Source organism: Geobacillus zalihae (genome assembly GCF_030414215.1).
Classification (GTDB): domain Bacteria; phylum Bacillota; class Bacilli; order Bacillales; family Anoxybacillaceae; genus Geobacillus; species Geobacillus zalihae.
In genome coordinates this window covers 900326-921275 of record NZ_CP129217.1, presented here as the reverse complement: position 1 = coordinate 921275, position 20950 = coordinate 900326, and the positions used below count along the sequence as shown (strand labels likewise).

General features: G+C 53.2%; 22 protein-coding genes. 5 read left to right on the top strand and 17 right to left on the bottom strand.

Going from position 1 to position 20950, the window contains the following annotated elements; all coding sequences use genetic code 11:
• Positions 1 to 28: 28 nt before the first annotated feature.
• The 4 genes from ptsP to glcT all read right to left on the bottom strand — a co-directional run bounded on the left by ptsP (position 29) and on the right by glcT (position 5251).
• Positions 29 to 1765: a phosphoenolpyruvate--protein phosphotransferase gene (gene ptsP, locus QWV57_RS04780; RefSeq protein ID WP_015374285.1), complete on the bottom strand. Its 1737-nt coding sequence runs from the start codon at positions 1763 to 1765 to the stop codon at positions 29 to 31.
• Positions 1765 to 2031, bottom strand: a complete 267-nt coding sequence (locus QWV57_RS04775; protein WP_011230496.1) for a phosphocarrier protein HPr — start codon at positions 2029 to 2031, stop codon at positions 1765 to 1767. The genes ptsP and QWV57_RS04775 overlap by 1 nt, the downstream gene beginning before the upstream one ends.
• Positions 2032 to 2137: 106 nt before the next feature.
• A complete protein-coding gene (gene ptsG, locus QWV57_RS04770; RefSeq protein ID WP_033005500.1) occupies positions 2138 to 4162 on the bottom strand; it encodes a glucose-specific PTS transporter subunit IIBC in 2025 nt (674 codons plus the stop codon).
• 231 nt (positions 4163 to 4393) lie between these two features.
• Positions 4394 to 5251, bottom strand: coding sequence for a glucose PTS transporter transcription antiterminator GlcT (gene glcT / locus QWV57_RS04765; protein ID WP_129446845.1), 858 nt, complete (start codon positions 5249 to 5251; stop codon positions 4394 to 4396).
• 201 nt (positions 5252 to 5452) lie between these two features.
• Here glcT and QWV57_RS04760 point away from each other — a divergent pair, with 201 nt between their 5' ends.
• Positions 5453 to 5581 carry a hypothetical protein gene (locus tag QWV57_RS04760; RefSeq protein ID WP_015374282.1) on the top strand — a complete coding sequence of 43 codons (129 nt, stop codon included), beginning with the start codon at positions 5453 to 5455 and terminating at the stop codon, positions 5579 to 5581.
• A gap of 90 nt (positions 5582 to 5671) precedes the next feature.
• On the opposite strand, the gene QWV57_RS04755 is transcribed toward QWV57_RS04760, so the two are convergent.
• The 5 genes from QWV57_RS04755 to QWV57_RS04735 form a co-directional block, all read right to left on the bottom strand.
• Entirely contained in the window at positions 5672 to 6841 is a 1170-nt protein-coding gene (locus QWV57_RS04755) for a cation:proton antiporter (protein ID WP_174520670.1), read from the bottom strand.
• 303 nt (positions 6842 to 7144) lie between these two features.
• Complete coding sequence (locus QWV57_RS04750) at positions 7145 to 8437, bottom strand: ATP-binding protein (RefSeq protein ID WP_015374280.1); 1293 nt, start codon at positions 8435 to 8437, stop codon at positions 7145 to 7147.
• Between the two features lie 56 nt (positions 8438 to 8493).
• A complete protein-coding gene (locus QWV57_RS04745) occupies positions 8494 to 8739 on the bottom strand; it encodes a YueH family protein (RefSeq protein ID WP_011230486.1) in 246 nt (81 codons plus the stop codon).
• Between the two features lie 65 nt (positions 8740 to 8804).
• Entirely contained in the window at positions 8805 to 9554 is a 750-nt protein-coding gene (locus tag QWV57_RS04740; RefSeq protein ID WP_013523280.1) for an SDR family NAD(P)-dependent oxidoreductase, read from the bottom strand.
• Between the two features lie 269 nt (positions 9555 to 9823).
• Positions 9824 to 10498: a hypothetical protein gene (locus tag QWV57_RS04735; RefSeq protein ID WP_011230484.1), complete on the bottom strand. Its 675-nt coding sequence runs from the start codon at positions 10496 to 10498 to the stop codon at positions 9824 to 9826.
• A 171-nt stretch (positions 10499 to 10669) separates the two neighbouring features.
• Here QWV57_RS04735 and ykzS point away from each other — a divergent pair, with 171 nt between their 5' ends.
• From ykzS to QWV57_RS04720, 3 genes are all read left to right on the top strand, one after another.
• Entirely contained in the window at positions 10670 to 10864 is a 195-nt protein-coding gene (gene ykzS / locus QWV57_RS04730; RefSeq protein ID WP_011230483.1) for a protein YkzS, read from the top strand.
• Positions 10865 to 11064: 200 nt separating this feature from the next.
• Positions 11065 to 11649, top strand: coding sequence for a cell wall hydrolase (locus QWV57_RS04725; RefSeq protein ID WP_129446844.1), 585 nt, complete (start codon positions 11065 to 11067; stop codon positions 11647 to 11649).
• 234 nt (positions 11650 to 11883) lie between these two features.
• Positions 11884 to 12063, top strand: a complete 180-nt coding sequence (locus QWV57_RS04720) for a YkvS family protein (protein ID WP_033005507.1) — start codon at positions 11884 to 11886, stop codon at positions 12061 to 12063.
• A gap of 32 nt (positions 12064 to 12095) precedes the next feature.
• Here the strand turns inward: QWV57_RS04720 and QWV57_RS04715 are convergent, their stop codons facing one another.
• The 8 genes from QWV57_RS04715 to QWV57_RS04680 all read right to left on the bottom strand — a co-directional run bounded on the left by QWV57_RS04715 (position 12096) and on the right by QWV57_RS04680 (position 19143).
• Positions 12096 to 12779, bottom strand: coding sequence for an NAD(P)H-binding protein (locus tag QWV57_RS04715; protein WP_020754933.1), 684 nt, complete (start codon positions 12777 to 12779; stop codon positions 12096 to 12098).
• A 53-nt stretch (positions 12780 to 12832) separates the two neighbouring features.
• Positions 12833 to 13330, bottom strand: coding sequence for a preQ(1) synthase (queF, locus tag QWV57_RS04710; RefSeq protein ID WP_081132884.1), 498 nt, complete (start codon positions 13328 to 13330; stop codon positions 12833 to 12835).
• A gap of 50 nt (positions 13331 to 13380) precedes the next feature.
• A complete protein-coding gene (gene queE / locus QWV57_RS04705) occupies positions 13381 to 14115 on the bottom strand; it encodes a 7-carboxy-7-deazaguanine synthase QueE (protein WP_015374274.1) in 735 nt (244 codons plus the stop codon).
• Complete coding sequence (gene queD, locus QWV57_RS04700) at positions 14115 to 14552, bottom strand: 6-carboxytetrahydropterin synthase QueD (protein WP_015374273.1); 438 nt, start codon at positions 14550 to 14552, stop codon at positions 14115 to 14117. The genes queE and queD overlap by 1 nt, the downstream gene beginning before the upstream one ends.
• The gene (gene queC, locus QWV57_RS04695; protein WP_015374272.1) at positions 14549 to 15220 is read right to left on the bottom strand and encodes a 7-cyano-7-deazaguanine synthase QueC; all 672 of its coding nucleotides are present in this window, start codon (positions 15218 to 15220) and stop codon (positions 14549 to 14551) included. Before queC ends, queD begins: the two co-directional genes overlap by 4 nt.
• A gap of 172 nt (positions 15221 to 15392) precedes the next feature.
• On the bottom strand, positions 15393 to 16505 hold the full coding sequence (locus tag QWV57_RS04690; protein ID WP_081132883.1) for a GerAB/ArcD/ProY family transporter: 1113 nt from the start codon (positions 16503 to 16505) through the stop codon (positions 15393 to 15395).
• Positions 16506 to 16531: 26 nt separating this feature from the next.
• On the bottom strand, positions 16532 to 17617 hold the full coding sequence (locus QWV57_RS04685; protein WP_081132882.1) for a Ger(x)C family spore germination protein: 1086 nt from the start codon (positions 17615 to 17617) through the stop codon (positions 16532 to 16534).
• An 11-nt stretch (positions 17618 to 17628) separates the two neighbouring features.
• Entirely contained in the window at positions 17629 to 19143 is a 1515-nt protein-coding gene (locus tag QWV57_RS04680) for a spore germination protein (RefSeq protein ID WP_081132881.1), read from the bottom strand.
• Positions 19144 to 19283: 140 nt separating this feature from the next.
• On the opposite strand from QWV57_RS04680, the gene QWV57_RS04675 reads away from it, so the two are divergent.
• Positions 19284 to 20894, top strand: coding sequence for a methyl-accepting chemotaxis protein (locus QWV57_RS04675; RefSeq protein WP_081132880.1), 1611 nt, complete (start codon positions 19284 to 19286; stop codon positions 20892 to 20894).
• Positions 20895 to 20950: the final 56 nt, after the last annotated feature.

The following is a 20950-nucleotide window of genomic DNA, read 5'->3' as shown; positions in this document are numbered from 1 at the left end:
GCGAACGTAAACGTCGCCGCGCTTTCATTCAGGCAAGTGAAAATGTTCGTTTGACAAACGACACGACTTCCTCAGCCGTGCCGAGCGACAACACCGTTTCTTTGATGCGAGCCGCCTCTTCTTTCGACAATTGTTTCAACTGAGCGCGCGCCGGCAAAATCGAGGTGGCGCTCATGCTGAACTCATCAAGGCCAAGGGCAAGCAAAATCGGAATCGCGATCGGGTCGCCGGCCATTTCTCCGCACATCCCGACCCATTTTCCTTCGCGATGGGCGGCATCGATCACGTGGCTGATGAGCCGCAAAATCGCCGGGTTGTACGGCTGGTACAAATACGCAACCCGCTCATTCATCCGATCGGCCGCCATCGTATATTGGATCAGGTCGTTCGTTCCAATGCTGAAGAAATCGACTTCTTTCGCAAACTGGTCCGCCATGACGGCAGCTGCCGGGATTTCCACCATCATGCCGACTTCAATTCCATCCGCAACGGCAACCCCTTGGCGGAGGAGCGCCTCTTTTTCTTCAAGCAAAATGGCTTTCGCTTGGCGGAATTCATCGAGCGTCGCAATCATCGGGAACATGATTTTCAAATTGCCGTACACACTCGCCCGCAACAAGGCGCGCAGCTGCGTCCGAAACATGTCTTGCATCTCAAGGCAAAGGCGGATCGCCCGGAACCCTAAGAACGGATTCATTTCTTTCGGCAGCTGCAAATACGGCAGCTCTTTGTCGCCGCCAATGTCAAGCGTCCGCACAACGACCGGCTTGCCATTCATTTGTTCCAGCACCGTTTTGTAAGCCACAAACTGTTCGTCTTCCGTCGGCAGTTCCGAGCGTCCCATGTATAGAAATTCTGTGCGATACAATCCGATTCCTTCCGCTCCGTTCGCCAACGCTCCTTTCACATCGTCTGGCGTGCCGATGTTGGCAGCCAGCTCGACATGAATGCCGTCAGCCGTCACGGTCGCCTCGTGAACGAGTTTCGCCCATTCTGCCTTTTGCGCCTCATAGCGGGCCCGTTTTTGTTCATATTGGGCGAGCAACTCCGGCGATGGATTGATGATTACTTGGCCGTCGAGCCCATCGACAATGACGATGTCGCCGTTTTTTACTTCCGCCGTCACCGTCTTCGTGCCGACGACGGCAGGGATTTCGAGCGAACGGGCCATAATTGCTGAATGCGACGTCCGCCCGCCGATGTCGGTGGCAAATCCTTTCACATATTGGCGGTTCAGCTGCGCCGTATCGGATGGCGTCAAGTCTTCCGCGATGATCACGACTTCCTCAGAAATGAGGCTCGGGTTCGAGATTGTGACGCCAAGCAGATGGGCGAGGACGCGCTTTGTCACATCGCGGATGTCAGCGGCCCGTTCTTTCATATATTCATTGTCCATCGCCTCGAACATCGAGATGAAAAACGAGGCGGTTTCATCGAGAGCGTACTCGGCATTGACGCGCTCCGTTTGGATTTTTTCTTTAATCGGGTTCAACAATTCTGGGTCGTCAAGCACAAGCAAGTGGGCGGCAAAAATGGCCGCTTTATCTTCGCCAAGCTTTTCCAAGGCATGCTGCTTGATGGCTTCCAGCTCTTCTTTCGCTTTCGCCACCGCCGCCTCAAGCCGCGCTACTTCCGCTTCAACATCGGCAACAGCCCGTTTTTCGGCTGCCAAATCAGGGGTTTCTAAGCGGTATGCCTTCGCGATGGCAATACCGCTCGATGCAGCAATCCCATGGATCGTTTTTTCACGGATTGCGTTTCCCATTATTCTGCAAGACCTTCTTTCGCCAACGTATCCGTTAACGCCGCCATTGCTTCCGCCGCATCGGCCCCTTCTGCCGTGATTTTGATCGTTGCCCCTTTCGGAATGCCTAACGACATGACGCCCATGATCGATTTCAAGTTCACCGTTTTGCCGTTGTACTCAAGCTGGATTTCGCTGTTGAATTTGCTCGCCGTTTGCACCAAAATCGTCGCCGGACGAGCGTGGATGCCGGAATCAGAAACGACTTTAAACGTTTTTTCTGCCATGTTCATCATTCCCCTTTTCTTCAATTTTTTCTTTGCCATCATATCAAATGCAGGGGCGGGAAGGCAACGGAAAATGCTTGTCCCCGCCCCGCGGCGAATAAGCAGCTTAGCGGATCGTCACAACAGCGTCTTCTCCTCGAGCAACTGAGCCTTGCTTGTTGACGTGAACCGTTTCGCCGGCTTGGAGATTCGTGAAAATCACCGGTGTGACGATCGATGGGGCGTTCTGTTTGACATAATCAAGGTCGACGCGCAAAATCGGCTGTCCTTTTTTCACTTCGTCGCCTTCCTTCACAAGCGCTTCAAACCCTTGGCCGTTCAGCTTCACCGTATCGATGCCGACGTGGATCAAAATTTCATGCCCGCCGGCCGACTGAATGCCAATGGCGTGCTTCGTCGGAAAGACGTTGATGATCTTCCCATCAACCGGAGAGACGACCGTGCCGTCCGTCGGCATGACTGCGAACCCATCGCCCATCATTTTTTGCGAAAACACTTGGTCCGGCACTTCAGCGAGCGGAACGATTTCTCCGGACATCGGCGAAGCGATCGTTTCGGACTCCGCGGCTTCCGAAGCCGCTGTTTTCGGCTTTTCTTCTTCCGCCGCACGGGCCGGCGCTTTTCCTTGCATGATGTCTTGAATTTGCCCTTTTAACATATCCGATTTCGGACCGAAAATCGCTTGCACGTTGTTGCCGACTTCCAGCACCCCGGCAGCGCCAAGCGCCTTCAGGCGGTCTTTATCGACTTGGCCAATGTCATGGACCGACACGCGCAAACGTGTAATGCAGGCGTCCAAATGTTCGATGTTTTCCTTTCCGCCAAGAGCAGCGAGCACTTCATACGGCAGGTCGCCAGCAGCGGCCGCCTCGGCTTTCGGTGCTTCCTCGACCGTTTTTTCCCGGCCCGGCGTCGCCAAATCCCATTTGCGGATCGCAAAGCGGAACCCGAAATAATAAATCACGGCAAACACCAAGCCGACCGGAATGACGAGCCACCATGCCGTCCGGTTTGGCAGAACGCCAAACAGCAAGAAGTCAATGACCCCGCCGGAGAACGTCATCCCGATTTTGACGTTCAACAAGTGCATGATCATAAACGACAAGCCGGCAAAAACGCAGTGAATGGCAAACAGCACCGGAGCGACAAACAAGAACGAAAATTCGATCGGTTCGGTAATCCCAGTCAAAAACGATGTCAACGCAGCCGATCCCATAATGCCGGCCACAACTTTTTTGTTTTCTGGCCGCGCTTCATGGTAGATGGCAAGCGCCGCTGCCGGAAGGCCGAACATCATAAACGGAAACTTCCCGGTCATGAACGTGCCGGCCGTCAGTTCCACGCCGTCTTTCAGCTGCTCGAAAAAGATTTTTTGGTCGCCATGGACCACTTGCCCGGCTTTATTGACGTATTCGCCAAATTCAAACCAAAACGGTGCATAGAAAATATGATGCAAGCCAAACGGAATCAACGCCCGTTCGATGACGCCGAAAATAAAGGCGGCCAACGGTTTGTTCGCATCGATCATATTGTGCGAAAACGCATTGAGCCCGTGCTGAATCGGCGGCCAGATGAATGTCATGATAATGCCAAGCACGACCGCAGACGCCGCCGTCACGATCGGCACGAACCGCTTGCCGGCAAAAAAGCCGAGATATTGCGGCAGTTCAATATTGAAGTATTTGTTGTACATGTAGGCGGCCAAAATCCCGACGATAATCCCCCCAAAGACGCCGGTTTGCAGCGTCGGGATGCCGAGAATGTTGGCATACGACGGGTCAGCGCCGACCATATCGGCCGTTACACCTAAGATGACGCTCATCGTCACGTTCATAATCAAGTAGCCGATGATCGCCGCCAAGCCTGCGACTCCGTCCCCGCCGGCAAGGCCGATCGCTACGCCGACCGCAAACAAGAGCGACAAGTTGGAGAAGACGATGCCGCCCGCTTGCTCCATCACGTTGGAGACGAGCACGACCCAATCGGCTTTTAATGCGGGAATTTTATCCGTGAGCGCCGGGTTTTTCAACGCATTGCCAAACGCCAGCAAAATCCCGGCCGCCGGCAAAATCGCCACCGGCAACATGAGCGCTCTCCCGACTTTTTGCAGCGTGCCAAACGCTCGCTTCATCTTCATAACCTCCTTTAGGTTCCTTTTCTTAAGTTTTGCAGCAAACAGCCGATTCATGTATCGAAAATGGAGCGGACGCTTCCGAGGGGCATCGGCGCAATAAAAAAGGCATGACTAAAGAGAGGCAAAAAGAACGCTTACAACAGCGCGCATACATTCGCAACTGTTGCCGCCTTATTTGCCCTCTTTACTCATGCCTGATCGAGTCAGTAACACGTAAAGCGAGACAACCTATGCAGTTGTATTGTTCTTTTTCTCCGCCAGCCGTTGCAAATGCAACGTCAAATAGACCGCCTCGGCATCGTCCGCCGGCAGATGAAGCGTTTGCTGCATGACCTTAACCAACTTCCATGCTAGATTATAGCACAATGGATACGCTTCCTTCAAGATTTTCGACAAATTTTTTGGTTCTTCGACTTTTTCACCTTTTTTCATCCGCTCAATCGCATAGCGCAAATGGCGGACGAAACGCAAATAATGAACGCTCTCGCGGTCGATGTCAACGCCAAGCTGTTGCTCGACGATCTTGACAAGGTCAGCAATGAGCTGGGAATATCGATTCGCTTCTGACACGCTTTGTTTCGAAATCGCGCTATGAATATGAAGAGCAATAAAGCCTGTCTCCCCTTCAGGCAGGGAGACTCCGAGCTTTTGTTCAATCGTGCGGGCCACTTCATGGGCAATTTCATATTCCAACGGATACAAGCTTTTCGTCTCAGCCAAAAACGGGTTTTTGACGTCCAATCCTTGCTCAAGCCGCTTTAATGTAAAGGCGATATGGTCCGTCAGCGCCACATGGATGTGCTCGTCGAGCGGTGCGCCCACGCGTTGCTGAATATGTTGAACCACCTCGCTCATGAGGGCGATGAATTCTTCGCTCAATTCCGGAAGCAGCTTTTTGTATTGCTCTTGTTCGCGTTCGTTTTTCAGAACGAAACATTTTTCCACAGCGCTCTTCGCAATCTCGTCCCCCCGTTTTTTGCCGAAGCCGATTCCTTTGCCAAGCAGGACGACTTCGCCATACGCCGGATGGGAAGCGATTAACACGTTATTGTTGAGCGTTTTTTCGACGCGAAACGGCTGTTCCATCAGGCTCCCTCCTTTCCGCACCCATCGTCTGCCGCTAGTCTATGCAGACTACATTATAAACCGGACGGGCCATCGCTCTCAATGACGTTTTTTGGATGGGGAGATGCTCTTCTCGACATACTAATAAGAGGGCTGGGAGGGAGGAAAGGTTTTGCGGGCATACGGCAAGCGGAGCGAAACGAGCCGAAAGGAGGGGATCGCATGTCGAACAAAGGGAGACAAAACAAGGTGAGCCAAGAAACAGCCAACCCGACCGTCTCCAAGGCGGAGGCAGAAATGGCCAAAGACAGCGTGGATACGGCCAAACAAGCGAAAAAGAACCGCTCGTAGCGACAGCGAGGCTGCCCTTTCTTGGGGACAGCCCCGCTGTTTTGCCGCTATAGCGCCGGCCATCGGCCCGGCCGCCCACTTCGACGGCGACTAGGCCGTCCGGCGCACCGGATGAAGACGGCTGAAAATCATCTTCAATAATGGCGGCGTCACAACAGTCGTTACCAATACGACGATGATCATGACCGCAAACATGTCTCCATCAAGCAGGCCGGCTTCCAAGCCGATGCCGGCGATGATGAGCGCCACCTCACCGCGCGACACCATGCCAGCACCTACCGCCAGCGAGCTTCCCCACGAAAATCCGGCCCATTTTGCCCCCAGCGCGGCGCCGACAAGCTTTGTCAAAATCGCGAGCGCACTCCAACCGACAATCAGCGGCCAATGCTCGACGATGCCGGAAAAGTCGGCCGCAACCCCGATGGAGGTAAAAAAGACAGGGACAAACAAAGAATAGGCGATCGTTTCCACTTTCTCAAATACTTCTTCCCGATAGTCCGTAAAACTCGCGCCAAGCCCGGCCATATAGGCGCCGATGATCGCCGCCACCCCCATCGCCTCAGCAAAATAGGCAAAGGCAAAACAGATGACCAGCCCGGCTGAGACGACCGCCTCTGTCACACGCAACGGGGCAAACCACTTTAATACGAGCGGGATGGCTTTCCAAGCGAGCAAAATGGCGACGGCAAAAAAAACAGCTTTTTTCAGCACGACCGCACCAAGCTCGACGTCGCCGCCAGTTAGGCTTAATAAAAACGCCAAGGCAATGACGACCAGCACGTCGTCGATGACCGCCGCGCCGAGAATCGCGGATCCTTCCTTCGATTGCAGCTGTCCCATCTCTTTGAGCGCCTGCACGGAAATGCTGACGCTCGTTGCGGACAGCAAAAGTCCGAGGAAAAGAGCTGTGCCGGTTTCCATGCCGAACGCTGCGCTAGCCGCATACCCGGCGAGCAGCGGAACGAGAATGCCGAGCACTCCGACCGCCACAGCAGCTTTTCCAGTGCGCCGAAACTGGTCCATATCCGTCTCAAGGCCGGCGATAAACATAAGCAAAATGACGCCGATTTGGCTTAACTCCTGCAAAAGGTCGGTATCCTCGATCACACCGAGCACGCTCGGACCAAGCACAATGCCGATGAGCAGCTTGCCGAGCACGGCGGGCTGGCCAAGGCGCACGGCAAGATCGCCGGCAAGTTTGGCGGCGAACAAAATGACTGCCAGTTGGGCGATGAACACACCATCACATCCTTTTCCCATTATCCCTCCCCAAACTACGTTTATCATGTGCAATAGGTTTCATTTTTAACGGATTTCCGAAAGAAGTCTCCCACTTCAAGCAAAGCTAAGTCGGAATCGTTCCCTGCACGATCGGCAGTTTCGACCCTAAACAACTGAAAGAGAAATTTTACGAACCAAAACGCGCTGTGCACCGACAGGGCCTATGATGATCCGCAAAGCATCGGCCTCTGCCTGCCATAGAACTCGGCTGCCTATCAGCCATCGATTGAGCCGTTAGCCCAAAAAAAAACAGACATCCTCGCTCTGCGTGGACGCCTGTTGTTATGACAGCGCATTTTGCCGGCCGTTTGCGGCTTTGACGCCGCCGGACGGAAACGTCAAATGAACAGTCGTTCCCTTCCCAACCTCGCTTTCGATCCGCATCGTTCCTTTATGTTCTTGAACGATTTTCATGCTTGTCGTCAGCCCGAGCCCCATTCCTTTTTCTTTCAAAGTGAAAAACGGTTCACCGATTTTCTGCAGCCGCTCTTTCGAAATGCCGACGCCGGTGTCGGCAACATCGACATAGATCTTCCCGTCCGCTTCCGCAACGTGGACGTATAAAATTCCGCCATCAGGCATCGCTTCGATGGCATTTTTCATAACGTTCAACAACACTTGAACAATTTGGTTTTGATCGCCGTACACACAAGCTTTCGGAGCGGTGTTATGGACGGAAATGGAAACGTTGTTCAACGTCGCCTCATGGCCAATCAAGCTGATGACATACGAAATGGCCTCGTCTAGCAAAAACGGCCGATAATCGTGGCTTTGCGGCTTGGCGAGCACCAGCAGCTCGCTCACAATTTGGTTGATGCGGCCGAGTTCACTTAACATAATGCGCATATAATGATCATTCACTTCGCGCGTTTCTTGCATCATCTGAATAAATCCTTTCATGGAGGTGAGCGGATTGCGGATTTCATGGGCAATGCCGGCGGCCAGCTCGCCAAGGACGGACAGCTTTTCTTTTTTCAAGAGCAGCTCCTCGGCAAGCTTTTGCTGGGTAATGTCGCGGCCGATCGTCAGCAGCCCTTTGCGCGCTCCGTTTTCGTCAAAGAGCGGCACTTTAATGACGTCAAACGTCTTCACTTCCCCATCCGGCGTCGCAAACGACTCCTCGCGGCGGGTGACCGTTCCGCTTTTCCATGCTTCGCGGTCCGATTCGATGCACTGCTCGAAAGCGTCCTTAAAAAACGGCACCAGCTCGCCAAGTTCACGATCGGTTTTCCCGACATAGTCGATACGCTCGAGATGATAAAGCCGCTGTCCGAAATCGTTGACGCGCAGCCATCGACCCTCGCTGTCTTTAAAGCAAACGAAATCGGGCATCGAATTGATGAGCGTAAGCAGCTGTTGTTCATTTTCTTCGATCTTTTCCAGCTGCTCGCGTTTTTTTAACAGCTGGTACAAAAAAATAGCCGAGAGCAAAATAAACACGGCCCCTTTGGCGGCGCCAAGCGCCATATATACAGCGCGGCTGATCGACAGCATATTGAGCAGGGTGTCGGTGGCGGCAATCCATAAAATGCTGCCTATGATATATACTGCGATTACTTTTGTTTTGTTGACCACGTTGTCATCGAACCCCTAACATGCAAAGTCGCTGGCGGCCACGGTCGCCCTCTAGGCTACATTTCCCGCGCCCAGCCGAGCAACCGCACGGCCAAGAGGGCGGCGCGCTCATGGTCAAGCCGCTTTTTTAGCGATGCCTCAAGCCGCTCGGCCACCGCCTCCGCCTCTTCCTCATAGGCGAACGAAAATGACCACTCAAGCGCCGGAATGGCAATCACGATATATTCTTCTTTTCGATTTTCGTAAATGTAGACATTAGCCGGAGCTTGTCCGTCCATCACCGGCGTTTTGCGGATTTTCATTTTTCCGTCCCACCTTTTCCTTTCAAGCCGTCCCCATTTTGTTTATTTTAACAAACGCCCGCTCCCTACTCAATATAAATCATTTTCCTTGTCATTCCCCCGTCGATGACCAAATTGACCCCGGTGATAAAATCGTTTTCCTCATCGCATAAATACAGACAAGCGCGGGCGATATCGTCCGGTTTGCCGACGCGGCCGGCCGGGTGCTGCCGGTGGTCAATGTCTCGCAGTTGCCCATAATCGCCCGTTTCAATCCAACCGGGGCTGATGCAATTGACGCGAATGCGATCATCCGCAAACGACACCGCCAGCGCATGGGTCAAAGCGACAAGGCCGCCTTTCGATGCAGCGTACGCCTCGGAATTCGGCTCGGACATGAGCGCCCTTGTCGAGGCAATGTTGACGATGGCTCCGCCTTTTGCATTGCGGCGCATATATTTCGCTGCTTCTCGAGAAGCAAAAAAAGCGCTGCGCAAATTCGTTGACAGCACGTCATCCCACTCCTCAACCGTCAGCTCATACGGCGACTTCCAGCGTGAGACGCCAGCATTGTTGATCAAATAGTCAATGCGGCCGAAGCGGCCGGCAGCTTCTTGTACAAACCGTTCAATATCGTCCACCTTCCGCACATCCGCTGCCACAAAGATCGCCTTGAACCCGTCCGACTGCAATTGCGCGGCGAACGCTTCACCGTTTTGAATATCGCGGTCGATGATCACGACGTTCGCTCCCTGTTTTGCGAATGCTCTAGCGATCGCCTTGCCGATCCCATTCGCTCCACCGGTGACAATGGCTGTTTTCTGTTCCATGCTCATGTGCAATCTCTTCTCCCTTCCTTTGCTCCGTTTGCTTTCGGATGGGATCCAACCGAAAGAGGTAGGCCTTATGCATGGCCTTCCCTCCTACGATAAGGAACGTTTGTTCTATTCATGACCATTTTATACCTTTCGTTCTCTTGATGCAAGAGAAAGGTGGATGAGGAAAGATACCGATTCATCCCCCACTTGCGCTCACGCATGGAAGTGAGGATTTTCTCGGCCCGAGATGTAAAAAAGACCGCCATTCGGCGGTCTTTTTTGGCATCTTACCGATAGGGGCCATACGAGATTGGAAAGCCAGGTGCATACGGGGTTCCTCCGCCATAATATGGAGGCAGCGGCGCAGCGGGATAGCCATAGCCATACGGCATCACCGGGGCATACGGCTGCGGCGCCATCGGTGGATAGTACAGCGGCGCATACGGATGTGCGCCAGGAACGAAACCTGGTGTTGCACCAGCAGCCATTCCAGACAGCGTGCCAGGAACGGCCACGGGAGCCGTGCTGCCAGCCGGGGGGACGTTTTCTGCATACGGGGCCGTCATGCCATACGGAATAGCGGCGTCATCAGGCGTCATCGGCGGCGTGTTTTCTTTCCCACCCATCGGCCAAACGGAAGCATGGGCCATATTCGGCCCGGCTCCTAAACCGAGCGGCGGCGCCGGCAGCATCATATCGGAGCTGTCCGGACTGTCTGGACTGTCAAGATGGACCGGACTGACAAGCGGCGCTGGCGGCGCAACCGGTGGACACCAATAGCCATAAGGCGCTGCCGGCGGATAATACGCCATCGGCATCACTTGAGTCGGCGTCGCTTCATTTGGCGTCGTTGCCGATAGCGGAGCCATCGGCGGCACGTTATTCTCCATCCACCCGGCTTCATTGTCATGGCCGGAAGAGGTTGAAAACGGACCATTCATATACGGATCCCAATGATTCATTGTTCTCTCCCTTTCTTGCTTATATTCTCGGGGCGCGTACCCACCCATATTGTATGTCAGAACAAGCAAAGGGTGTTTGCCCGGCCAAAATATAGGTATTTAACCCAACAGGCGTCTGTGATACGATAAATAACGGTGACGATGCCGAATCAACGCTTGGGGGGACATGCGATGGATGAAGCACTGGCGGCCAAGCAAATCGATGAATTGCGCAACGGAATCATCTCCGAACTGTTGGTGAAAAAAGAGGACTTCCCTGTTTTTCGTGCCGTGCTCGTCAAACAGCCCGACTTCAAACGATTTCGCGGCATCGCCCAGCGCGGCGGCCACGTTATTTACCACTATATGGATGCTCCACGCAGCTAAAAGCTCCTGTCCCCATGGCTTCACACCCGGCTTTCCGTCCTGGAAGCCGGGTGTTTTTGCTCGCGGAGAATTTTCCATCCCTCTCTATGAAACTAGTCATTTCAATGCCTCGCGCGTTTTTTCCATCATTTCGATAATGACTCATCGCGTGATCCTTGTTACTCTAGTAGCGAGTTTGCAAGACAAAAGGAGGGATGTGGATGAAACAAGCAAAAGCATGGGTGACGGCTATGTTGTGCGGCATATTTTTCTTTGCCGGCCATGCCGATGCGGCGATGATCCACACCGTCAAGCGCGGCGATACGCTTTGGAAAATCGCGAAACAATACGGTGTGCCGCTGAAACAACTGCAGCAGACAAACCGCAAAGACGATTGGCTATATCCTGGTGAAAAACTCGTCATCCCTGATGCCGGCATCACGGCGGCGGAGAAAGATTTGCTCGCTCGCCTCGTCCATGCCGAGGCGAAAGGGGAACCGTACGCCGGGAAAGTGGCCGTGGCAACGGTCGTGCTCAACCGCGTCGACCATCCGGATTTTCCGGATACGATCCGCGCTGTCATTTATGAGCGCTCTGGCGGCCATTATGCATTCACGCCGGTCGCAAACGGATCGATCAACGAACCGGCCGACCGTGAATCATACCGCGCCGTTGAAGAAGCACTTGCTTTTCGCGGTTTAGGAAACGGCTCGCTCTATTTCTACAATCCGAAAACGGCGAAAAGCAAATGGCTGCGCTCGCGTCCAGTGACCGTCGTCATCGTCAACCATGTGTTTGCCAAGTAGACGAAAACAAGGGGACGGCTTCGCCCCTTGTTTTTTTTTTTAAAATATCAGATTTTAGGAAAGAAACCCCTTTACTTGTGCATAAAAATAAGGCAAACTAGTAAAAAAGCGCCTGCTCCTTTTTATAAAGAGCGGGCACAACGGCCAGGGCGCACCGGCCGGCCGCCTTTTCGGCCGATCACGCCCGTTTTAGCCGCCGACGACTATATTCGGTTTAAAAAGGGGAATGATAGAATGGTGAAAAAAGCAAAAGTCGGGGACATTATTGAATTTAAAAATGGATTGCGCGGCATCGTGGAAAAAGTGAACGAAAACTCGGTCATCGTCGATTTGACATATATGAAAAACTACCGCGAGCTTGATTTGCAAGAGCGGACGGTGGTCAACCATAAAAATTATAAGATTATTGAATAGAAAAAAGAGGCCGTCAAGAGCCTCTTTTTTGTTTACGAAATGCGGGCGAGTTCATCACATTCATAGATGTGGACGCCGTTCGCTGCGGACGCCGCCCGGTAAAACATCGCCAAAGCAAGCTGATGGGCGTCAACCGGCTTATATTTTTTCCATTTGCCGACGAACAAAAACGGCAGCCGGCATAACAGCCACCCGGCGAGCATCTCGCCAAGGCGGAACTCCCGACGCTTGCCGACGAGCAACGATGGACGGAAAATATGAAGCGATGGGATGGAAAGCCGCTGCAACGCCTCTTCCACCTCTCCTTTGACGCGCTGGTAAAAAAACGGCGAACACGGGTTGGCGCCAACCGAAGAGACGGTCAAAAAGCTTTTCACGCGGCACTTTTCCGCCAACGCCGCCGCGCGCAGCGTATATTCATAGTCAACTTGAATGAACTGCTGCTTCGTTTTCGCCTTTTTCCGCGTCGTTCCGAGGCAGCAAAACACATCATCGACATAAAAATGCCGCTCATACGATTCAAGCCGCGCAAAATCGGCGACGACTTGCTGCAGTTTTTCATGTTTAATCGGCAGCGGGGTGCGGACAAAAATGGTCACTTGCCGGTACAAATCCGACTCAAGCAGCAACTTGAGCAGTTCCCCGCCGACCAAGCCGCTCGCCCCAAGCAAAAGAGCTGTTCTTCGCTCCAACGCCAAAACCTCCAAGGCAAACATTCACTGTCCATTATATAGGAGTGTTGGCGAAAAAACTACCTCTTTTTTGTAGTTTAGCGGTTGTCGACTTTTTCTGGATACAAGTCGTGGTTGAGCAGCCGGTATTCCGCTATTTTTTCGTATTTTGTCCCCGGGCGCCCCCAATTGCAGTACGGATCGATGGAAATGCCGCCGCGCGGGGTGAATTTGCCCCACACTTCGATATAGCGCGGTTCCATGACTTTAATCAAATCGTTCATAATGATGTTGACGCAGTCTTCGTGAAAGTCGCCATGATTGCGGAAGCTGAACAAATACAGCTTCAACGATTTGCTTTCGACGCATTTTTTGTCCGGGATGTAGCTGATGTAAATCGTCGCGAAGTCCGGCTGCCCGGTTTTGGGACATAGCGAGGTGAACTCCGGACAATTGAACTTCACGAAATAATCCCGGTCAGGATGTTTGTTGTCAAACACTTCAAGAAGATTGGGGTTGTACGTAAACGAATACGTTGTCCCTTGATGGCCAAGCAGCGTCAAGTCTTTCAATTCTTCCTCTTTTCTTCCTGCCATTCCTTCATTCCTCCCTTTGATTCATGCAACGTGAGCGGCCGCACCCCGCTTTACACGCCGCGCTTGTTTCCCCAAAGAAGCGTGTGCAGCTGCGGCAGGATGTGGACGTCTGCCAGCTCTTCCGAATCGGCGGCTTGTTCCACGAGCCATTCCAACCGACTGAGAAGCTTCGCGCGGAGTGCATCCACATCCGAATCGGCCACATCGGCGTTTCCTGTCTGCAAATAAAACGGAACACCTGGGTAGCGGCAGTGCACCTCTTTCGCATACGCCAAATCGGCGTCATCAAAGACGACGACTTTCAAGCTGATGCGCCGCACCCGGCTTTGGTCAGCCTGCAGCCGTTCCATGATTTGATCGAGCGCCGACCAGTCGGTGTCCATCCCCGAGCTTGGCGGCTTCGGGGAAAGGGTGACATCGTCAATGTCAAGCAGCCAATCCTGCCAACGGCTCCCTTGCGTTTCAACCGCAACCCGCATCCCTTTTTCATGAAGAAGCGCGATGAGCTCCCCAAGAGCCGCAATCAGAAGCGGGTTGCCGCCTGAAATCGTCACGTGGCGGAAGCGGCGGCCGCCCATGGCTTCAAGCCGCCGCCAAATGTCGTCTGCCGTCAACTGCTCGATCTCGTCTTTCGCTGATCCGTCCCACGTAAACGCCGAATCGCACCAGCGGCAGCGATAATCGCAGCCGGCTGTGCGGACGAACATCGTCTTTTGGCCGATCACCATTCCCTCTCCTTGGATGGTCGGACCAAAAATCTCTAGCACCGGAATCGTGCGCGCCATTACCGCTCCCCCGCTTTCGGCCGGTAGACGACATAACTTGTCGGCGTTTCGCGGACAAACACTTGCAAACATGTCGGCTTGTGCGGCAGCGTATCCAAATAGCGCTGAATCGTTTCATAAATCGTGCGCGCCACCACTTCCGTCGTCGGAAACCGATTCGGGTCATGACCGTCAAACCAATCGCTATGGTCATTGAGCAACGTATGATCCAGCTTTCCATGCACAAGCTGTTTGATCGTTTGAAAATTGACCAAAAATCCGCTTTCATCGAGCTCATCGCCAGCAATCGTCACATTGACGATGTACGTGTGGCCGTGCACGTTGGCGCAGCTCCCGGCCGCTTCGTGCGGGATGAAATGGGCGGCGGCGATGTGCATATCTTTGTTCAGCTCATAGCGGTAAGGGTGCATCACTTGCGGATAAAGCTGGTGCATCATGGCCGCTCCACCCCCGCTTTTTCCCGCAAATATTCATCCAACCCGCGCTTGCGCAGCAAGCATGCCGGACATTCGCCGCAGCCGTCGGCGATGATGCCGTTATAGCACGTCAGCGTCTTCGTGCGAATGAACTCGAGCGCCCCGAGCTCATCCGCGAGCTTCCACGTCTCCGCTTTCGTCAGCCACATGAGCGGCGTATGAATGACAAATTCGTAATCCATCGCTAAATTCAGCGTGACGTTCAATGATTTGATAAACACATCGCGGCAGTCCGGATAGCCGCTGAAATCTGTTTCGCACACTCCGGTGACGAGATGGCGCGCGCCCCGCTGTTTGGCAAACACCGCGGCGAATGATAAAAACAACAAATTGCGCCCGTCCACAAATGTCGTCGGCAGCTCGCCTTCCTTTTGTTCAATGGCGATGTCCCGGCGCGTTAGGGCGTTCGGCGCCAATTGCCCAAGCAGCGACATATCGAGCACCGTATGACGAACGCCAAGCTCAGCGGCAATTGCCTGAGCGACTTCAATTTCGCGGCGATGACGCTGCCCATAGTCAAACGTCACCGTTTCCACTTCACCAAACTGTTTTTTCGCCCAAAACAAACACGTCGTGCTGTCTTGGCCGCCGCTGAAGACAACGACCGCCTTTTCTTCATTCATCTTCATCATGATCAACCTCCTTCTGAATCAGCAGCAGAAGAGGTTTCCAAAACAAAAAAGGCCATACCCCTAGGATACAGCCGTCCCTAGTTTTTTATAGAGGGTTTTGCTAGAAACCTCTCCCGTACAAGCGTACGGAATTGCGATTCTTCTGTTTTTCTTCTTTACTATACCATACTTATGGCTTTTGTTGTAGCGTCTTTTTCACTTTTTCCGCTGTCCATACATACACATACAGGAGCGGAACATACACCGCGACAAGATAAAACCCTGCCTTCGCTGTCCATTCCGTCAACTGCTCAATATCTGTCTTCTCTTGGAAAAACAGCGTCCCGACAAATAAGCAAGCGAGCAACACGGGAAGCGAACGGCGCTGCTGAACAGCGAACAGCTGTTTGATCACGCGCGTCGCCGCCCAAATAGAGACCGCGATGATCGGGAACACAACGAGCACATAAATCGAGATGACAATATACTCCATCCGCTCGATAAACGGCACTTCCGGAATTTTGGCCAGCGTCAGCGTCGGCCATGTAATATGCTGAATTTGCTCTTTGTTATAAAACACGATGGAAATAAGGATCAAAACAAAATAAATGAACATCGTAAATGCGTTGGCCGCATGCGCCCACTTTTGCGAGGACGGAGCCTGTTTTAAAAACGGGTAATACATCAGCAGCATTTCAAACCCTAAATATTGCAGCACCATCTCTTTCGATGCTTTTGCCAATTGCCCAAACGAATGGTCGAACACCGGCAATAAATTCCGGTATTGAGCATACTCAAGCGGAAAGAAAACCATCGGAAAAATCGTCAACAGCGGAGTCACCACCCCCCAAACGCATAAGCCGACAACGACGCGAAACCCGCCGGAGACGACATAATACGTCATCAGCAAAAACATAAGGCTGAACTGCCACGCCCCCATCAACGGGAACACCCATACTTTAATGATTTCAATGTATGATTGAAGCACCATAAACGCCGCCAACGCGTAGTAAAAAAGAAGTCCAAGGCTCAGCACCCCGCCGATCCACCGCCCGAAGTACTGTTCATGAAGCGACACGAGGTCTCCGCCTGATGGCAAATGCGACAGCAGCCGATACATCAGCCAAATCAACACGTGCGCCGCCAGCCCGGCCATTAAGACTGCCATCCAGGCATCCTGCCCCGCCTCTTTCATCAGTGGACGCTGAAAATTGAGTGCCCCGACCCCAACTTGCGTAGCATGAATGACAAAAAACACAAGAAACGGGGAGATGAGAAACCGTTCCTGAATGGCCTGCTTCATCCTAATCCCTCCTCATGTTCCCCGTCTTATTCGCCAATGCCGGTATGGACGATATCCACCGTGACGTGCGGGCGGATGTCTAGATCCGGGTATTCACGGTAAAACGCGTCGGAATCCCAATGTCTTGTCACACTGCGAACAAAATCGCCGATGCCGAGCGGGTCAATCCGTTTTTTCTGAAAATAACGGAATAACCGACGCATATTATGCTCCAATTCGTTTTGCATTTTTTTCTTCACATCAGCAAACAAATCTTGACCCGGCTGATCGAGCCATGACGGGTAATCCCGCACCGACGCATGGATATGGACGAACACATCAAGCACATGGCGGCTTCCATCACGCTTCCATTCATATTTCGACTTCGCCCATAAGTTTTGCAGCATCACCCGATCCTCGCCCTGTTTCCCGCGATTCCCAACCTTCAGCTGGTAGACGCCGTTTTTCGTTTCTCCAAGCAAAATTTTCATTAAAAACGAATCACGCAAACTCACATGCCCGACATATTGGTCGTCGCGAAACAACGCGACCCCTTCAAGCTTGACGAAATCTCCTTTTTTTTCAAAATACGGCAAAAACGGATCGCTGCCTGGGGAAAAATAGCGATACAAAAACAAGTGCAAATTCGTTTTCGGCAAGTTCATCGACTGCTCATTCTGCTCCACCAGATTCGGCAAATACAACGTATCGCTCAGCGTCGTTTTCGCCGTGATTTTCAGCAGCTCCTTCGCGCTTTCTTCCGCTACGCCAAGCAGCAAATGACTGCCGACTTTGTTGTTGCGCGCGAGGCTGTGCGTAATTTGCGTCACCCCCCGCCTGGCAAACTCCTTGCCGAACAAAATCAAGCGCAGCTGCCCTTCCTCAACCGGCAGCGCGGATTTCGATGACAGGCGCGGAATCAAGTCGTAGACCGTCGGCGACGTCGTCGTCAGCATATTCGGCTTTGTCATCGGCCCTTGCTTGAACGTCGGGTACACCGCGGTGCCCGTGTAGCGGCCGTTCTCGAAATCATACCCCATCTGTTGAATAATTTGAATTTCATCAATCGGCCGCGAACTGGCGCAGCCGCCAAGCAACAGCAGCGCACCGACCCATGCGAGCCCACGCCTCATCATGATCCCCCTTACTCATCAATGTCGCGTTTTTGCTTCGCCGCATTCGGATCGTAACGAAACCGCGACCGCGGACGAAGAAACATCGGCCGCTCCGCCGTTTCACTGTATGGCGAACGAATGAATGTATCGCGGAAGCTGCGAACACGAAATGGATAAAACGGCAGCAAATACGGATAACCAAACGACTGCAGCCGCCCTAAATGAATGAGCAGCCCGCAGACGGCAAAGATAATGCCGATCCCGCCCCAGAAAGCGGCAAACAAAATAAATGGAAACCGGATGAACCGAATCGTGTTGGACATTTTGAAAATCGGCGTTGTAAACGAAGCGAGCGCCGCCAACGCGACGACAATCAACAAAATCGTACTCGTCAGCCCGGCATCAACGGTTGCTTGCCCGATGACAATCCCGCCGACAATCCCGAGCGTTTGCGCGACTTTCGTCGGCAGCCGCGCCCCGGCCTCGCGCAACAGCTCAATCGTAATTTCCAAAAACAGCACCTCGAGCATCGGCGGAAATGGCACGTTCGAGCGTGAATAAATGATCGGTCCAAGCAAGTCTTCGGGAATCATTTCATAATGATACGTCAGCACCGCCACATAAATCGGCGACGCCAACACGGAAAACGCAACGCCGAAAAACCGAATGAGCCGGAAAAACGTACCGAGCACCCATGGCAAGTAATAATCTTCGGGCGACGTAAAAAAATCGAAGAGAGCGGCGGGGCCAATCACGGCATACGGGGAGCCGTCGCAAAAAATGGCCACCTGACCCGACACAAGCGCATAGATGGCCCGATCGATCCGCTCGGTCGAGATAAAAAGAGGAAACGGCGTCCGTGAATTATCCGCGAGCAGCTGATCCAAAATCGCGTTGTCAAACACGACGTCAAAATGAATGGACTCAAGCCGCTGCGTCACCGTTTGAATGACTTCCGGATTAGCGACACCGTCGATGTAGGCGATGACCACTTTCGTTTTCGACATCGAACCGATCGACATTTCCCGAAACACAAGATTTGGCGTCACCACTTGCCGGCGGATGAGATGCAAGTTGACGCCGACATTTTCCACAAATCCGACTTTGGGCCCAACGACGCTGAATTCGTTTTCCGAATCATTGTTTTCCCGAAGCCCCAAATTTTCAGCCGCGGCGCCCATGAGCGCCGCTTTGTTCGGTTGCTCGCGGAATGTGACAGCGACAAACCCTTTCAGCACCTTCTCTTCAATCAGCGCCGTGTCTTCGCTCACTTCAATGCGCTGAATCGGCACGATTTGCTGCAAGTCTTCCAAACGGACAGTTGGATGGTTTGGAATGTCGTTTTGCAAATGGCAAAGAATCCGCTCTTGCAGCACTTGCGGATCGACGAGTGAATCAAAATAATAAATCGACAGCTCCTTACCTCCCACAACAAACGACACTTCGACAAAATCGCTCGATTGCCGCAGCGTTTCCCAAAGCTGCGAAATGGGCCGCTGAGGGGGGCGTTTTTTCTTTTTTTTCCAAAATGAGAATAAACCCACGAACATCCCCTCGCCTTTCCGTTTACGGCATAGTCTTCCAATCGATCGATATTTTTATGCATCCCCCTTTCATCCTATTGATTCGACAAAATCTTCTATATATTATTGAAAATAGACAAATGAAAAAAGGAGAATCGTCTATGAGCGAACTGACGAAACAGCGTCGGTCGAAACGAGCGTTGAAAAAAGTGACAGAAACGGCGGAAGCGCTGCGAAAGATGATCGACCGAACGCGTCCGCTTGAAGAGCAGCTCGACCGCATCCGCGCCTTGTTGGATGAACAGCTTGGCCATGATGAATATTTTGTTCTTGTCGATGAAAGCGGATACGGAGTTGTCCATACGAACCGCCTCCGCGAGGGAAGGGTGTTTGCCGACCCAGTCGGGCTGGCTGCCGCCCGCACGAATGAACCGCTCTTGCAAGTGTACGAACGCGATACGGGCGAGGTGCTGATTGACGCCAGCTGCCCGTTTTGGACGGAGCCAGGCGGAAGGCGGTTCAATTTGCGGATGGGGCGGCTCATGCACCGCCCGTATTTGCAATGGGTGTTAGCAAGCGTCGCCATTGCGCCCGCAGCCGTTGGGCTGGCCGCTTCCATCGCAGGGGCGCCGCCCGTTTTGGCCGCGCTGTGCGCCGCTCTCGCTGGGCTTGGGCTTGGCGCCGCCTGGCATCGGGCCATTGCCGCCGAGCTTCGCCATTGGTACAGCGTCGCCCGCACCGTCTCCTCAGGCCAATTGCAGACAGAAGTGAAAACGACGGGAAAACGGAATGAATTTCATCAAATCGCCTACGAAATCAACAAAATGATTCTCGGCATCCGCACGATCATCCATGAGCTTGGCAAAGCGGCCAAAACGGTGCATGATGTGAGCGTTGAACAGCAGATGGAAATGCGCCGCCTCTCTGAATCGTTTGACGAAATCGCCGCCGCCGTCGAAACGTTCCGCGAAGGGGCGAAACAACAAACGACCGCCGTCGAGCAAGCGGGTGACGTCATCGGGCAGATGGTGGAACGCGTGCAACTCATGCGGGCCGCCGTTGAACGCGTCGTAAGGCAAGCGGGCGACACTTGGTCGTCAGCAGCAGAAGGCATCCGCCTCATTGAGGAAACGAAAACAAACATGGACGCGATGCAGCGCGGCATCGGCGAAATGACTGCCCTCATCGACAAAGCAGCCAATGAAGCGGCGCGCGTTCATGAGATGATCGCCGCCATTCGCACGATCGCCAAGCAAACGAACTTGCTCGCCCTCAACGCCTCGATCGAAGCGGCGCGGGCGGGTGAAGCGGGCCGCGGCTTTTCCATCGTCGCCCAAGAAGTCCGGAAGCTTGCCGAAGATACAAACGCCTTCGCCGCTGAAATTTTCGCCTCGCTCGACGCCATGACGAACGCGCTCAAAGAAGCCGTGCATGCGATGCAAGGAAGTGGCCGCCACGTCGAAAAAACGAAAGACTCTCTTTGGAAAACAGGGGAAACGTTCACATCGTTTCAAGGCATGTTCGCCCAGCTGAACGACTTGCTTCAGCAAAACGAATCATATGTCAACGACATCACCGCCGACGGCGAGCAGCTCGGCGGACTGATGGAAGACGTACGCACCGTCGCCGCCGATTTTTCAAACATGGTGCAAGAAACGGCGGCGGGGCTTGAGCAACAGACGCTCGCCCTTCACCAGTTGGCGCGGGAAGCCGACACGTTGGCTGCAGCAGCGCGCGATTTAGAAAAAATGATCGCCCGCTTCCACTCATAACGAAACGAAGCCCTTTCGTCCCCCTTCACCAAAAAACTTTGGGGAACGAAAGGGCT

What these genes read in the sequence shown, in the direction of transcription:
- ptsP (WP_015374285.1), bottom strand. Translation starts at nt 1,765, where the DNA reads ATGGGAAACGCAATCCGTGAAAAAACGATCCATGGGATTGCTGCATCG.
- QWV57_RS04775 (WP_011230496.1), bottom strand. Translation starts at nt 2,031, where the DNA reads ATGGCAGAAAAAACGTTTAAAGTCGTTTCTGATTCCGGCATCCACGCT.
- ptsG (WP_033005500.1), bottom strand. Translation starts at nt 4,162, where the DNA reads ATGAAGCGAGCGTTTGGCACGCTGCAAAAAGTCGGGAGAGCGCTCATG.
- glcT (WP_129446845.1), bottom strand. Translation starts at nt 5,251, where the DNA reads ATGGAACAGCCGTTTCGCGTCGAAAAAACGCTCAACAATAACGTGTTA.
- QWV57_RS04760 (WP_015374282.1), top strand. Translation starts at nt 5,453, where the DNA reads ATGTCGAACAAAGGGAGACAAAACAAGGTGAGCCAAGAAACAGCCAAC.
- QWV57_RS04755 (WP_174520670.1), bottom strand. Translation starts at nt 6,841, where the DNA reads ATGGGAAAAGGATGTGATGGTGTGTTCATCGCCCAACTGGCAGTCATT.
- QWV57_RS04745 (WP_011230486.1), bottom strand. Translation starts at nt 8,739, where the DNA reads ATGAAAATCCGCAAAACGCCGGTGATGGACGGACAAGCTCCGGCTAAT.
- QWV57_RS04740 (WP_013523280.1), bottom strand. Translation starts at nt 9,554, where the DNA reads ATGAGCATGGAACAGAAAACAGCCATTGTCACCGGTGGAGCGAATGGG.
- QWV57_RS04735 (WP_011230484.1), bottom strand. Translation starts at nt 10,498, where the DNA reads ATGAATCATTGGGATCCGTATATGAATGGTCCGTTTTCAACCTCTTCC.
- ykzS (WP_011230483.1), top strand. Translation starts at nt 10,670, where the DNA reads ATGGATGAAGCACTGGCGGCCAAGCAAATCGATGAATTGCGCAACGGA.
- QWV57_RS04725 (WP_129446844.1), top strand. Translation starts at nt 11,065, where the DNA reads ATGAAACAAGCAAAAGCATGGGTGACGGCTATGTTGTGCGGCATATTT.
- QWV57_RS04720 (WP_033005507.1), top strand. Translation starts at nt 11,884, where the DNA reads ATGGTGAAAAAAGCAAAAGTCGGGGACATTATTGAATTTAAAAATGGA.
- QWV57_RS04715 (WP_020754933.1), bottom strand. Translation starts at nt 12,779, where the DNA reads ATGTTTGCCTTGGAGGTTTTGGCGTTGGAGCGAAGAACAGCTCTTTTG.
- queF (WP_081132884.1), bottom strand. Translation starts at nt 13,330, where the DNA reads ATGGCAGGAAGAAAAGAGGAAGAATTGAAAGACTTGACGCTGCTTGGC.
- queE (WP_015374274.1), bottom strand. Translation starts at nt 14,115, where the DNA reads ATGGCGCGCACGATTCCGGTGCTAGAGATTTTTGGTCCGACCATCCAA.
- queD (WP_015374273.1), bottom strand. Translation starts at nt 14,552, where the DNA reads ATGATGCACCAGCTTTATCCGCAAGTGATGCACCCTTACCGCTATGAG.
- queC (WP_015374272.1), bottom strand. Translation starts at nt 15,220, where the DNA reads ATGAAGATGAATGAAGAAAAGGCGGTCGTTGTCTTCAGCGGCGGCCAA.
- QWV57_RS04690 (WP_081132883.1), bottom strand. Translation starts at nt 16,505, where the DNA reads ATGAAGCAGGCCATTCAGGAACGGTTTCTCATCTCCCCGTTTCTTGTG.
- QWV57_RS04685 (WP_081132882.1), bottom strand. Translation starts at nt 17,617, where the DNA reads ATGAGGCGTGGGCTCGCATGGGTCGGTGCGCTGCTGTTGCTTGGCGGC.
- QWV57_RS04675 (WP_081132880.1), top strand. Translation starts at nt 19,284, where the DNA reads ATGAGCGAACTGACGAAACAGCGTCGGTCGAAACGAGCGTTGAAAAAA.